13 protein-coding genes are annotated in these 13,819 nt (G+C 63.4%); 7 read left to right on the top strand and 6 right to left on the bottom strand.

What is annotated here, in order from left to right; all coding sequences use genetic code 11:
* The first annotated feature begins 18 nt into the window (after positions 1–18).
* The 6 genes from C4K27_RS12140 to C4K27_RS12115 all read left to right on the top strand — a co-directional run bounded on the left by C4K27_RS12140 (position 19) and on the right by C4K27_RS12115 (position 3,859).
* Positions 19–873 (top strand): sterol desaturase family protein, encoded by an 855-nt coding sequence (locus tag C4K27_RS12140; protein ID WP_053260629.1) that lies wholly within the window; start codon positions 19–21, stop codon positions 871–873.
* Entirely contained in the window at positions 870–1,466 is a 597-nt protein-coding gene (locus tag C4K27_RS12135; protein ID WP_053260628.1) for an NADPH-dependent FMN reductase, read from the top strand. Before C4K27_RS12140 ends, C4K27_RS12135 begins: the two co-directional genes overlap by 4 nt.
* Positions 1,467–1,767: 301 nt before the next feature.
* Complete coding sequence (gene pcsA, locus C4K27_RS12130; protein WP_007924962.1) at positions 1,768–2,487, top strand: phosphatidylcholine synthase; 720 nt, start codon at positions 1,768–1,770, stop codon at positions 2,485–2,487.
* 36 nt (positions 2,488–2,523) lie between these two features.
* The gene (locus tag C4K27_RS12125) at positions 2,524–2,889 is read left to right on the top strand and encodes a DUF2784 domain-containing protein (RefSeq protein ID WP_007924961.1); all 366 of its coding nucleotides are present in this window, start codon (positions 2,524–2,526) and stop codon (positions 2,887–2,889) included.
* Between the two features lie 115 nt (positions 2,890–3,004).
* Complete coding sequence (locus tag C4K27_RS12120) at positions 3,005–3,403, top strand: hypothetical protein (RefSeq protein ID WP_007924960.1); 399 nt, start codon at positions 3,005–3,007, stop codon at positions 3,401–3,403.
* 15 nt (positions 3,404–3,418) lie between these two features.
* Complete coding sequence (locus C4K27_RS12115) at positions 3,419–3,859, top strand: GNAT family N-acetyltransferase (RefSeq protein WP_053260627.1); 441 nt, start codon at positions 3,419–3,421, stop codon at positions 3,857–3,859.
* A gap of 14 nt (positions 3,860–3,873) precedes the next feature.
* On the opposite strand, the gene C4K27_RS12110 is transcribed toward C4K27_RS12115, so the two are convergent.
* Both C4K27_RS12110 and C4K27_RS12105 read right to left on the bottom strand, forming a co-directional pair.
* Positions 3,874–5,214 carry a dicarboxylate/amino acid:cation symporter gene (locus C4K27_RS12110; protein WP_053260626.1) on the bottom strand — a complete coding sequence of 447 codons (1,341 nt, stop codon included), beginning with the start codon at positions 5,212–5,214 and terminating at the stop codon, positions 3,874–3,876.
* 91 nt (positions 5,215–5,305) lie between these two features.
* Positions 5,306–6,361 (bottom strand): tartrate dehydrogenase, encoded by a 1,056-nt coding sequence (locus C4K27_RS12105; protein WP_053260625.1) that lies wholly within the window; start codon positions 6,359–6,361, stop codon positions 5,306–5,308.
* Between the two features lie 137 nt (positions 6,362–6,498).
* Here C4K27_RS12105 and C4K27_RS12100 point away from each other — a divergent pair, with 137 nt between their 5' ends.
* Entirely contained in the window at positions 6,499–7,428 is a 930-nt protein-coding gene (locus tag C4K27_RS12100) for a LysR family transcriptional regulator (protein WP_053260624.1), read from the top strand.
* A gap of 135 nt (positions 7,429–7,563) precedes the next feature.
* Here C4K27_RS12100 and C4K27_RS12095 read toward each other — a convergent pair whose 3' ends face one another.
* The 4 genes from C4K27_RS12095 to C4K27_RS12080 are packed head-to-tail and all read right to left on the bottom strand — an operon-like array spanning position 7,564 to position 13,808.
* A complete protein-coding gene (locus C4K27_RS12095) occupies positions 7,564–8,895 on the bottom strand; it encodes a tetratricopeptide repeat protein (protein WP_249040641.1) in 1,332 nt (443 codons plus the stop codon).
* Between the two features lie 8 nt (positions 8,896–8,903).
* A complete protein-coding gene (locus C4K27_RS12090; protein ID WP_053260622.1) occupies positions 8,904–10,121 on the bottom strand; it encodes a beta-barrel domain-containing protein in 1,218 nt (405 codons plus the stop codon).
* 19 nt (positions 10,122–10,140) lie between these two features.
* Positions 10,141–12,297, bottom strand: coding sequence for a type I secretion system permease/ATPase (locus C4K27_RS12085; protein ID WP_053260621.1), 2,157 nt, complete (start codon positions 12,295–12,297; stop codon positions 10,141–10,143).
* Positions 12,294–13,808, bottom strand: coding sequence for a TolC family outer membrane protein (locus C4K27_RS12080; protein ID WP_053260620.1), 1,515 nt, complete (start codon positions 13,806–13,808; stop codon positions 12,294–12,296). Before C4K27_RS12080 ends, C4K27_RS12085 begins: the two co-directional genes overlap by 4 nt.
* Positions 13,809–13,819 lie beyond the last annotated feature (11 nt).

The following is a 13,819-nucleotide window of genomic DNA, read 5'->3' as shown; positions in this document are numbered from 1 at the left end:
GCCTGACTCGAGATTGCCATGAATACAACAATGCTCGCCAACAATCCAATCCTGGTCGTGGCCGGGATTTTCCTCGGTTTCATCCTCCTGGAAATCGCCTGTACCTGCTTTCGCCAGCCCAAGGGCCAGCGCCGCGATGTGCTGATCGAGATCATCGGTTCCTCGCTGTTGCTGGGCCTCACCTTCCCCCTGGTGATGTTCCTCAGCACCCTGCTGCTCGACACCTTCGCGCCGTCCCTGAAGAACAGCCTGGGCGACTTGCACTGGGTGGCGGGCGCGGCGCTGTTCCTGTTGCTCGATGACATGACCCAGTACTGGTGGCATCGCCTGACCCACCGCCTGCCGTTCCTCTACGCGCTGCACCGCGCGCACCATTCGGCGCCGTACATGAGCATCCGCATCGTCTACCGCAACAACAGCTTCTATTACCTGCTGATGCCGGGCATCTGGCTCTCCGGAGCGCTCATCTACCTGGGCCTGGCGCCGGTCTACTACGGCTACCTGATCGTCAAGATGACGGTGATCTTCGCCGCCCACAGCAGCGTCGCCTGGGACGACAGGCTCTATCGCATCCCGGCCCTGCGCCCGCTGATGTGGCTGCTGGAGCGGACCATCTCGACCCCTTCCACCCACTCCGCCCACCACGGCCTGAACGCCAAGGACGGGGTGACCCATTACAAAGGCAATTTCGGCAATCTGCTGTTCTTCTGGGACGTGCTGTTCGGCACCGCGAAAATCACTCGCCGCCGGCCCATCGCCTATGGCATCGAAGACTTGCGCCCCATCAGCTGGCAGCAGGAACTGTTCTGGCCGCTGGTGCGTTCGCCCAAACCCGCAGCGCGTCCCGAAGCCAAGCAGGAGGTGGTGCAATGAGCCTGCATATCGCGCTGCTCGCCGGCTCCAGCCAAGTCGGCAGCCAGTCGGCCAAGGTCGCCCATTACCTGGGCCAACGCCTGCAACAGCTGAAACTCTGCGAGCAGGTCACGTTGCTTGACCTCGGGCGCTCGCCCTTGCCGCTCTGGCCAAGCCCGGACTCGAACAGCGCCTGGAGCCAGTACTCGGCCACCTTGCTGCAGGCCGACGCGCTGGTGGTGGTGACGCCGGAGTGGAACGGCATGGCCTGCCCGGCCATCAAGAATTTCTTCGTGTATGCCGGCCACACCGAGCTGGGGCACAAGCCGGCGTTGCTGGTCGGGGTCTCGGCCGGCCTCGGTGGTGCCTACCCGCTCGCCGAGCTGCGGGCCTCCAGCTACAAGAACTGCCGGATCTGCTACCTGCCAGAACAGCTGATCGTTCGCCAGGTGGAAGGCGTATTCAATGCGCATTCCGAGCCCACGCCTGAAGAACGCCACCTGCGTGCCCGCGCCGACTGGAGCCTGGAAGTCCTGGCCGAATACGCCGGCGCGCTGAAGCACCTGCGCTCGCGCATCGATATCCGCGCCGTGCCCTTCGCCAACGGAATGTAGCCACGCAATACAGGGAGTGAACGCTCCGGGGGGGCACCCTGCCTCCCCGGCGCCGTGAAGGAATTCGCTTTCGCCAAGGCTCGTCCCGGCCAACTGTGGCTACAGTCTTATAAGTCGCCACGGGCTTGGCATCCTGCTGCACGCGGGCAAGTCCATGAGCGGCCTGACAAAGACACGGGCAAGGGTGAACCTTATTGCCGCCTGCCCGGTCGATAGATGCAATCTGGCCAGGTTTGGCGATAAGCCCCCGTTTCTTCCAATGGGGCGTCGCACGGCTGGTTTCATTTCCTGGAGAACGCCCGTGATAACGACCCGACACATCGCCAGTCTCAAAGCCTGGGGCGCCCATGGTTTCACCGCGACCGGCGTGGTCACGGCCTTTCTCGCCACCCTGGCGCTGTTCGACAACCAGCCCAAGGCCTGCCTGCTGTGGCTGGGCGTGGCGCTGATCGTCGATGGGGTCGACGGCTCGCTGGCGCGCAAGGTCAATGTGCAGTCGGTGCTACCGCATTTCGACGGCTCGGTGCTGGACCTGGTGATCGACTACCTGACCTATGTGTTCATCCCGGCGCTGTTCATCTATCGCTACATCCCGCTGCCGGACTACAGCGCGCTGCTGGCGACCTCGGTGATCCTGGTGTCGTCGCTGTTCTGCTTCTGCAACGTCAACATGAAGAGCAAGGACAACTATTTCGTCGGTTTTCCCGCGGCCTGGAACGTGGTGGCCCTGGCGCTGTACATTCTTGCCCCGACACCCTGGCTGAGCCTGTCGAGCATCGTGGTCCTGGCGCTGCTGACCCTGACCCGGATGAAATTCCTCCACCCCTTCCGCGTGCGCCGCTTCATGCCGGTGAACATCGCGGTGACCGCCATCTGGCTGCTGTGCAGCCTATCTCTGGTGATCAACCATCCCTACAATGGCCCCTGGGTGATGGGCTTGTGGCTGGCCATGTCGGCGTACTTCCTGGGCATCTGTATCTGGCGCACCGCGCTGGGCTGGTTCGACCGCGCGCGAACCTGAACCCCTGCTGTATCCCTGACCGCAACGAGACTCGACATGCTCTACCGCTTCGCCGCTGACGCCCTGGTATCGCTGCACCTGACCTTTATCCTGTTCGTACTCTTCGGCGGCCTGCTGGTGCTCAAGTGGCCGCGCCTGGCCTGGCTGCACCTGCCCGCCGCGACCTGGGGCGTGGCGGTCGAAGTATTCCACCTGCCCTGCCCGCTGACCGAGTGGGAAAACCGCCTGCGCCACGGCGCCGGCCAGCAGGGGTATGGCGACGGTTTCATCGAACACTACCTGATCCCGCTGATCTACCCGGCCGGGCTGACGCCGCAGATCCAGCTGGGCCTCGGCGCGCTGGTGCTGCTGATCAACGCCCTGGTCTACGGGCGGCTGTTGTGGCGGCGCCGGCAGCCTTGAAAAAATCCGCGGCATGGCTGGCGAATCCCGCGCCACAGCCTGCCCCGTCTGTGTATATTTCCAGGCAACCCCGTGGGCAACGGCGATCCGCGATCGCTTCGAGTGGAGTCCATAGATGCCCGATTTCCAGATCCGCCAGCCTTGCCCACCCGGCGCCTGCGATTGCGAGCGCGAGCGCCTGCTGCAAACCCCTGGCACCGACCTGCGCATCCTCGGCCTGACCCGCCAGGAGGAAAAGCGCCTGCTCGAGCGGCTGGAGAACCTGCAAAGTCTGAGCGACCTCGAACACATGCAGCGGCGGATGTACGAACTACTGGGCATCCGCGTGCAGATCGCCCCCAGCTTCAACGAAGTGCGCAGCATGCGCGGCATCGCCATCCAGCTCGACGAGCTACCGGGCCTGTGTCGCAAGACCCGCCAGTCGATCCCCGCCGCGATCCGCCGCGGCCTGGAGAAGAACCCGGAAATCGCCTACCGTCTGCTCGACGCCCACGACCTGTTGCGCGATGCCTGAACTGGAATGCTCCCTATGAAACCCGCCGTCACGGCCAGCCCCTTGATCGTTATCAGCAACACCATCGACAGCACCTTCGAAACCCTGCTCGGCCAGGGCCTCGCCGCCTTCAACGAACAGATGACCGGCTACAACGATCGCCAGCCCCTGGCCGTGGAACTCAAGGACCCGCAAACCGGCCAGGTACTGGGCGGCATCAGCGGCCGCACCTCCCTGGGCCTGTTGTTCATCGACCTGTTCTACCTGCCCGACAGCCTGCGCGGCTCGGGCCTCGGCGCCCGACTGCTGCAAGCCTGCGAAGACGAAGGCCGGCGCCGCGGCTGCCGCTCGGCCGTGCTCTACACCCTGAGCTTCCAGGCGCCGTCGTTCTACGAAAAACACGGCTGGCAACGCTTCGGCGAGATCCCTTGCGAGCCCGCGGGCAGCAGCCGGATCTTCATGAGCAAGGCCTTGTAGGCGACCAGGGCTGCCTAGGCCCGAGAGGCCTTCTCCAGGCCGGGCAGCAAGGTGCCGGCCGCTTTCGCCGGCGGCGTGCTGTCAGGCGCCGGCTGCGCCTCTTGCACTTCGCCATTGAACGCCTTGTGCATCTTCGCCGAGTCCAGTGCCCCCACCCATTTGGCGATGGCCAGGGTGCCGACCCCGTTGCCGATGGTGTTGGTGATCGCCCGCGCTTCCGACATGAAGCGGTCGACGCCCAACAGCAGGACCATGCCCGCCACCGGAATGGTGCCCAGCGACGCCAGGGTCGCCGCCAGAATGATGAACCCCGAACCTGTGACCCCCGCCGAGCCCTTGGAGGTGAACATCAGCACCGCCAGCACGATCAACTGATCGGTGAGGGTCAGCGGCGTGTTGGTCGCCTGGGCGATGAAGATGGCGGCGATGGTGTAGTAGATCGCCTGCCCGTCCGGGTTGAAGGTCAGGCCCGAGGGAATGATCATCCCGGCCACCGGCTTGGACACACCGGCCTTTTCCATCTTGGAAATCATCTGCGGCAGCACCGACTCCGAGGAGCTGGTGCCGAGCACGGTGAACAGCTCCTCCTTGATGAAACGCAGGAACTTCCACAGGCTGAAACCGCTGTAGCGGCAGATCGGCCCCAGCACGAAGATCACGAACAGCACGCAGGTCAGGTAGACGCAGGCCATCAGCTTGCCGAGGGAAAACAGCGAGCCGAAACCGTATTTGCCGATGGTGAAGGCAATGGCACCGAACGCGCCGATGGGGGCCAGGCGCATGACCATGTTGACGATGCGGAACATGCCCTGCATCAGGCTATCCAGGGCATCGACGAAGAACTTGCCCCGCGGTCCGACCTGGGCCAGGGCAATGCCCAGCAGGATGGAAAACAGCAGGATCTGCAGGACGTTGCCCTTGGCGAACGCATCGACGATGGTGTCGGGAATGATGTTGAGCACGAAGTCCATGAACGAGGCGTGCCTGGCGGCGCTGGTGTAGGTGCCCAGGCTGGACGTATCGAGGCTGGCGACATCGATGTTCATGCCGGCGCCGGGCTTGAACACGTCCACCACCACCAGCCCCACCACCAGCGCCAGGGTGGAGACCACCTCGAAATAGATCAGCGCGCGAAAGCCGACCCGGCCCAGCTCCTTCATGCTTTCCATGCGGGCGATGCCGGTGACCACGGTGAGGAAGATCACCGGCGCCAGGAGCATCTTGATCAACTTGATAAAGGCGTCGCCCAAGGGTTTCAGCGCGGCGCCGGTTTCCGGTACCAGCACCCCGACCAGGGCGCCGAGCATCACGGCGATAAGGACTTGCACATAGAGTTTGCCAAGTATTCTTTTCATCACAGGGCCCTGATTCTTATTGTTGTCAGGAAATGCCAGGGGCGCGGATCGCGACCCGCCCCCTGGCGTTGTGCCGCAGTACGACTGTGAATCAGCGATTGATCAGGGCGAGCACCGCGTCGGTGATCTGCCGGGTGCTGGCCGTGCCGCCCAGGTCAGGCGTGTGCAGGCCGCTCTCGGTCACCGCCTCGATGGCCGACATCAGTTGCTTGGCCGCGGCCGCTTCGCCCAGGTGTTCGAGCATCATCGCCGCCGTCCAGAAGGTCGCGATCGGGTTGGCCACACCCTTGCCGGTGATGTCGAAGGCCGAGCCGTGGATCGGCTCGAACATCGAGGGAAAACGCCGCGCAGGGTTGAGGTTGGCGGTCGGGGCGATGCCCAGGCTGCCGGACAGCGCCGCCGCCAGGTCGGAGAGGATGTCGGCATGCAGGTTGGTGGCGACTATCACGTCCAGGGTCGCCGGCTTCAGCACCATGCGTGTGGTCACCGCGTCCACCAGTTCCTTGTCGACCCTGACGTCCGGGAAGTCCCGGGCGACCTCATAGAAGATCTCATCCCATAGCACCATGCCATGGCGCTGGGCGTTGGACTTGGTGACCAGGGTCAGGTGCTTGCGCGGGCGGCTTTGCGCCAGCTCGAAGGCAAAACGGTGAATGCGCTCGACCCCGGACCGGGTGAACACCGAAACCTCGGTTGCCACCTCTTCAGGCAGGCCGCGGTGCACCCGGCCGCCATTACCGGAGTACTCGCCCTCAGAGTTTTCCCGCACCACCACCCAGTCAATCTGCTCGCCGTTGTGCAACGGGCTTTTCACCCCAGGCAGCACCCGCGCCGGACGCACATTGGCGTACTGGTCGAAGCCCTGGCAGATCGGCAGGCGCAGGCCCCACAGGGAAATATGGTCCGGCACGTTGAGGGCGCCGACCGCGCCGAAGAAGATGGCGTCGAAGGTCTTCAGCTCCGCCAGGCCGCCTTCAGGAATGTAGTAGCCGTTTTTCAGGTAGTTGTCGGAGTTCCAGTCAAAGTGTTTGAAGTCCAGCTGGAAGGCCGACTTCTTCGCCAGCGCCTGCAACACCTCGACGCCCGCGGCGATCACTTCCACACCGATGCCATCACCCGGGATCGTGGCAATTGTGTATGCACTCATGGTCCACCCCTTTCTCGTTACCTTCTTGTTGTGCCTGTCGGACAAGGCTGTCCAGACAGGGTGTGGGCGGAGTATATGTAGTGAGAAAAGCCCCATGAGTTACTCAAAATCACTACATACATAACTTTGAGTTACCAATGAACCCGAGCCTCGACCTGTCGTTTTTCTACCTGCTGGCGAACAAGGGCAGCCTCGCCGCCACTGCCCGCGAGCTGGGCGTCACCCCACCGGCGGTGAGCAAGCGCCTGTCCGCGCTGGAAGCCCGGCTGGGCATCCGCCTGGTCAACCGCACCACCCGTTCCATGAGCCTGACCACTGAAGGTGAGCTGTATTTCTCCCACGCGGCGCGCATCCTGACCCAGATCGACGAGGTCGAGCAGCTGCTCGGCAGCAGCCGGGCGACCCCCAAGGGCCTGATCCGGGTCAATGCCTCCCTGGGGTTCGGCCGGCGTTACATCGGCCCGGCCCTGGCCGCGTTCTTCGCGCGCTACCCCGAGGTGGAAATCCAGCTGGAAATCAGCGACCACCCGCTGGACCTGGCGACCCACGGCTTCGACCTGGGCATCCGTTTCGGCAGCCTGCCGGACGCGGCCTTCCATGCGCGCAAGATCGCCTCCAACCGCCGCCTGTTATGCGCCTCGCCGCTGTACCTGCAAAAGCATGGCGTGCCGCAACGCCTGGCAGACCTGCAGCAGCACAACTGCATCTTCCTGCGCCAGAACGAGACGCCCTACGGGGTGTGGAGCTTTACCAACGGCGGGCGCACGCAGAACGTCAAGGTCCGCGGCGCCCTGGGCTGCAACGACGGCGAGGTGGCCCTGAACTGGGCCCTGGAAGGTTACGGCATCCTGCTGCGGGCCGAATGGGACATCGCCCGTTACGTGCGCAGCGGCCGCCTGCGCCTGGTGCTGGAAGACCAGACGCCGACCCGCGCCGACGTCTACGCGGTCTACCCGCAACAGCTGCACTTGTCGGCGCGGGTGCGCAGCCTGATCGACTTTCTGGTGGAGCGCTTCAAGCACATCGACAACCTCGACGAGCCGGGGTCGCCGCCCACCCTGCCGTAGGAGCGAGCGGACGGCGATCCGACGTGTCCACGATGGCCGCGAGGCGGAATGTCTTTACCACCGAGTTATCGTTCATCGCGTGCCAGGCCCCATTCTCTCCCTCGCGCCTACAGAAGCTATACGCCTCCATGCCTTTCATATGGACCGCATCAACCTGATCTCTGCCTCCGTGCTACTGATCATCCTGGCAAACCGTGCCGGGATATGCGCGCTCACCAACCCCGCCTTCACCACGCCAGGATAACGACAGACCACGACGTCTTGCTCCGCTTGCTTGAGCAGCAATGTCCATTGCACCGGGGTGCCATCAGCCCATTCCGTCTGGGCCTTGAACAGCGGCGAACCTTCGGCATAGCCAACGTGAAAATCGGCCGGCATGGGGCCACCCGGAAAGGTCCGTGCCTGCATGAAACCGAACATCGAATCATGCTGCATGAGGCTCTGCCGCGCGTAAGGCCAGACGTGCTGGCGCAGGAAATACTGGTCCGCGAAGTGCCGCGACTCGACAGCGGCGCCGAAGAACGCTTGCGTCAATTGCTGCAATGGCGGTAAAGCGCCGGCCACCATGCCCCACAACCCCGCCAGCATCAGCTCGGTATGGGTGCCGCTGTCGCGCATGCAGTGGAACCGGCAATCGCTGTGCAGCCACTCCTCCACCGCCTCGGCTTCCCGGATCGAAATCACCGAGTCGGCATCGCGGAACAGCACTCGGTGCAGGTGCTCATCCTGCAACGCGAGAAACCGCCACATCGGGCCGGGCCAGCCATGTGCCTGCTCATCGACAGGCACGATTTGCGCGCCGGCCACGGTCAGTCTTTCGACCACGCTCGGCGGCACGCTGTCGTCGATGTAAAAGCGACACGTCCAGTGCGGATAGATCTTCGGTTGCTCAATCACGTTAAGCACTGCCGTTTCGCAATACTTGGAGTCGGCACCGAATAACGAGAATGCAATGACGTTCTTATCCTGGGTTTGTGTGGAAGGTAAAGGCGGCATTTCCGGTGCCGCATGGGGCGCCGCTGGCGTCATGCCGAAACGCTGATCCCGCAGTTGCAAGGCCATCAAGCCGTACTTCCTGACGTCTTCCCATTGCCGCAACGCACCATGACCATGGGACAAGGCGTCGAACAATGCAAAACTGCGGCCTCCACGCGCCAGTGCCTGTTCGGCATAACCCACTGCCTGCTGCCAACGCTCGAGCTTCAGGCAGTTGACCGCCGCATCGGTCCAGGCCTGGGTCAGTTCGGGCGCCATGCGGATCGCTTGCTGGCAGACATTGAGCGCCTCTTCGTAGCGCCCTTGCTGATGCAGGGCCTTGGCGCGCTTGCTCGCGGTTTCGATCAATAGCTGCGCCGAATTGCGGATCGCCGGAATAGCGGACTTTCGAGTTCTTTTTTTAGCCATGACAAGCTCCTTGCCGGGCTGACCCAAGGCCAGCCCGGTGCGCAAAAAGGTAGTGGGGTACAACGCGGCTCTTAACGTTCGCGCAAGGCTTCGCGAGCTCTGTTAAGCGGCTTGACCAGGTACTCCCAAACGGTTTTGCCGCCGGTGTGGATGTCCACGGTGGAGATCATCCCGGGAAAGATCGGGAAGGCTTCGCCGCTTTTGTTGAACAGCGAATCGCTTTGGGTGCGGACAAAGACCCGGTAGTAATAGACATCGCGTTTGACATCGTCCTGGATGGTGTCTGGCGAGATGGTCACCACCTCGCCTTCCAGGCCGCCGTAAATGGCGTAGTCATAGGCGCTGATCTTCACCGTGGCCCGCTGGCCCGGATGCAGGAAAGCGACGTCCCGCGGCGAGATCCGCGCCTCGACCAGCAACTGATCCTCGATCGGCACGATCACCATCAGTCGTCCGTTCGGTGGAATTACGCCACCGACGGTATTGACCTCGATATCCTTCACGACGCCGCGCACCGGCGACACCACCGTCAGGCGCGACAGCATGTCGGCACGCCCGCGGGTCACCGATTGCTGGGCTTCGACTTCGCCGTTGGCCTTGGCCAGTTCTTCGCGCGAACGCACTAGGTATTGGGTGCGCGTATCGTTGGCCTTCATTTCCAGTTCGTTGGCCTGACGCTTGAGGCGCAGGACTTCGACGTTGCTGGCCGCGCCCATTTTCGCCAGGCGCTCGGTCATCGCCAGCTCGCGCCTGACCAGCGCCAGGGCTTCCTGGATGCCCGCCAGGCTCTTGGCCAGGCTGTCCTTGCGCGACTTGAACAGCGCCGTTTCCGAACGCACCAGGGCCGGGTCTTCCATGACGTAGTCGGGAAACGTCAGCTCGCTACCTTCCACTTCCGCCCGCAAGCGGCTAGCCGTTGCCAGAGCGGCGCGGGCCCGGGAAGAACTTTCATCCACCGACGACTCGGAACGGGTGCGGTCCAGTTGCGCAAGCACTTGCCCGGCCTGCACCACGTCGCCTTCCTTGACGTTGAGTTGCGCCACGATCCCGCCTTCCAGGGATTGAATGACCTGCTCGCGCGAGCTGGGAATCACTTTCCCGGTGCCGCTGGAGACCTCGTCGAGGGTGAAGCAGTACGCCCAGACCAGCAGCAAGGCGAGACCGGCGAAGGTCAGCCAGACGAACCACGACGCCCGCGGAAGCCGGCTGTGGGCTTCGAACAGATCCGGACGGGTCAGGCTGAAGTTGATCGGGTTCAGGCGATCGGATGAAGGTAATTTGATGTTCATAATCTCTCCCGTTCGGCGATCAGGCAGCGGATGCGCGCGGTTTGCTCATCTGGCTGATGACGATGTGTTTGGTGTCGTCCAGGACGATCCGGCCCTTGTCCACGGCGATGATGCGGTCCACCCATTTCAGGACGGCCGGCCGGTGGGTGGCGACGATCAGCGTGCGGCCTTCGAGCCATGGCAGCAGCTTTTCAATCAGCTGCTGCTCGCTGAGTTCGTCGAGCCAGGCGGTCGGCTCGTCCAGCAGCAGCACGCGGGGGTTGCGGATCAGCGTGCGGGCCAGCAAGAGCATTTGCCGCTGGCCGCCGGACAAGCCCTTGCCGCCCTCGCGGATCATGTGATCCAGGCCATCGGGCAACGACTGCACCAGCGACAGCGCGCCACTCAAGGTCAGTGCCTGGATGATCTCGTCGTCAGTGGCCATGGGTTTGCCCATGATGATGTTGTCGCGCAGCGAGCCGAAGAACAGCGATGCCTGTTGGCTGAGGAAGCCCACGTCACGGCGCACGTCATACGGATCGATCATCGACAGGTTCAATGAGTCCAGCAGCACGTTGCCTTCCTGGGGCGCCTGCAAGCCGGACAACAGGTGCAGCAGGGTCGACTTGCCGGCGCCGTTGCGACCCAGGATCGCCACTTTCTCGCCGGCCTTGATCGTCAGGCCGGGGATCTCCAGCGCCGGCTGCTTCTGCTCCTGCTCGTAGCGGAACTTCACGCCGTCGAAGCGGTAGTCGCCGTGGATGACCGGACGGTGCAGCATCTTGCCGTGCAGGGGCTGGTCGACCGGGCGCTTCATCAACTCGTCCAGGCCTTCGCGGGCGACCTTGGCCTGCTGCCAGCGCGCCATGACGCCCGACAATTGCGCCAGGGGCGCAATCATCCGCGACGACAGGATCGAGGCACCGATCAAGGCGCCGGTGGTCATGTCGCCGCTGATGACCATGAAGCAGCCCACCAGGATCACCAGCACATAGACCAGCGATTGCAGTTCCTGGGTCCAGGTCATCAACGCACCGGTGATGAAGCGCTGGCGCATGCTGATGTCGGCCGACACCTGGTTGAGGTGGTTCCACTGGGTCTGGAAGCGCTGCTCGGCACGCAGCAGCTTGATGTCTTCGTTGCCCTGGACGGCCTCGATCAGCATCGCGTTGCGAAGCGAAGCTTCGCGCATGCCTTCCTTGGAGTATCTGGCCAACCAGCGCTGGGCCAGCAGGCCGGGAATGATCAGCAACGGCAGGATCGCCAGCGGCACCAAGGCCATCATCCCGCCGACGTACCACAGCACGCCGAGGAACAGGAAGAAGAACGGCAGGTCCGCCATGGCGTTCACGGTGGTGGAGGTGATCAGCTCGCGCACCTGCTCCAGCTCGCGGATCTGCGAAATGAAGGAGCCGGTGGATTTCGACTGATCCTGGGTGCGGATGCGCAGCGCATGGCCAAAGACCCGGTCGGAAATCCGCAGGTCGGCGCGCTTGCCAATCTTGTCGGTCAGATGGGTCCGCGACAGGCGCATGCAGAACTCGAAAACGATGGCGATGACCACCCCGCCGAACAGCACCCACAGGGTCGGCTCGGACTGGGCGGGAATCACCCGGTCGTAGATCTGCATCGAGAACAGCATGGCGCCCAGGGCCAGGACGTTGGCAATCAGCGAGGCCAGCATCACATCGGAGTACCGCCGCCAGTCGTGCAGCGCCAGTTTCCAGAACCAGTTGGCCTCGAAGGGCTTGATGTAGTCGTCGACCCGCGCATCGGGCGTCGACACTTCAGGGCGCAACAGCAAGACCCGTTGTATCCGGGCGCAGACCTCGGCTACCGGCAAAGCCTGCAATACGCCCTGCTCGCCGCTCAGGCGCACGCCGACGAACTGGCCGTTGTCGACACTTTCGATGACGCCGACCTGGCCGTTGTCGAACTCGGCCACCACCGGCAGCCGCCAGGGGTCCAGAATGCCTTTGCCGGGTTTCTCGAAACACAGCGACATGCCCATGTCGCGCGCCATTTGCTTGAGCTGGACGTCGGCCGGGTGGTCGGTTTGCCAGTCGAGCATGACGCGCACACGCTCCGTCGAGGTCTCCAGCCGATAATGCCGGGCCACTTGTAGCATGGCGTCCAGCCAGGGGTTCGCTACATCCGCGGTAGAGCTTGCAGAGGCAACGGTTGAATGAGTGGTCATGACGAAGCTCCCATCAGGGCGAATACGTTACGCATATGGCCGGTGGCGTTGATGTAGTTCACCTGGGCCAGCCAGAGGTCGTGGCGGGAGTTTTCCCGGTCGGTCTGGGCCTGGAAGATTTCCTGTTCGGCGTTCAACAGATCGAGCAAGGAGCGCGTACCGAGCGCCAGGTATTGCTGTTCGTACAGCGCACGGGTATCGACCATGCTTTTGTAGCGGTCACCCAGTACCTTGATCCGGCTCGACAACCCGGCCATTTGCTCTTGCAGGCGGAACCAGGCGTTCTGCGCCTCAAGCTTGCGGGTATGGATGCGCTCTTCGGCGGCACGGACCGCCTGGCCCGCCCCGCGAATCCGTGCTGATGGCGCGCCGCCGTCGAACAGGCTGTGCTTGACGCTTACAGTCAAGGTGTAGGCGTACTCGTCCCGGCCCGAGGGGACATTGCCCAGGTACTTGTCGACGCCCGCATCCAGGGACACGGTCGGCTTGGCATTGGCCTGGGCCTGAGCGGCTTGGGCCTGGGCGACACTCCATTCGGCTTCAGCCTGCTGCACGCCGATGGTCATTTCCATATCGGGATCGATAGTTGCCAGGGCCTGGGCCAAACGGCTCTCGGGCACCGCGATGTCATTGAGCGGTTCCTGGCCTATCAGGATGCGCAGCTTGCTACGTTGCTGGCTCAGCTGAGTCTGGCTCGCGAGCAGCGAGGCTTCGGCCGCCTCGACCCGAGATTGCGCCTGGATCAGGTCGGCCTGGGTGCTGGCCCCTTCGCTGACCCGGCGCGCAGCCAGTTGCTGCAGTTTTTCCAGTTGCTCTTTTTGCGCTTGCGCGGCATTGACCAGCGCTTCGTACCGACGCACCTCGATCACCGCCTCGGCGGCCTGCAGGGCAATGTCGTCGATCTCGCCCTGCCATTTCACTTGTTGCAGCACCACGTTGGACTCGGCCTCGGTGACCGCGCCACCGACCTTGCCGAAGTCGTACAGCATCTGGCTGGCGGTGAGCGACAGTGCCTGCCCGTTACTGCCGAAACTCTGCCGGCCGGAACTGATGCCCACGTCCACTTTCGGCAGGTAGCCGGCCCGGGCGACGTCGATGCCTTCACGGCGTTGCTCGAGGACCGAAGCCGCATCGCGGATCGATGGGTAACGGTTGACCGCCAGCGAGACGACTTGCCATAGATCGCCAGCTGGCGCCGGAGCCTGGTTGGCCGAGGAGGCCGGCAGGTTTATGGCCTTGCCGTCCATTGCCGGCAAGCTGTCATAGGAAAAAGGATTGCGCTTGCCCGCAACGCCCGGCTGCTGTGCTGCAGGTTGCGCGGGAGCCGATTGAGTCGGCCGCGAGGTTGGCGCTGCTGAAGTGCTTACGGTTTCGCATTGCGGGTTGCAGACAATGCGTTTCTGCCCAGCGGGACGAGGTGAGGTATCAGCAACCACCGGTTCGGAAAAGCCCAGCAAGGCGATCGACGAGACAACGGTGATCAGGCCCGCTCTCCAATATTTGTGACTCATTTTTGGTAGAC

This window comes from Pseudomonas chlororaphis subsp. chlororaphis (genome assembly GCF_003945765.1).
GTDB classification, from domain to species: Bacteria; Pseudomonadota; Gammaproteobacteria; order Pseudomonadales; family Pseudomonadaceae; genus Aquipseudomonas; species Aquipseudomonas chlororaphis.
Note: the sequence above shows the minus strand (reverse complement) of the source record. Positions and strands in the feature narration are given on the sequence as shown.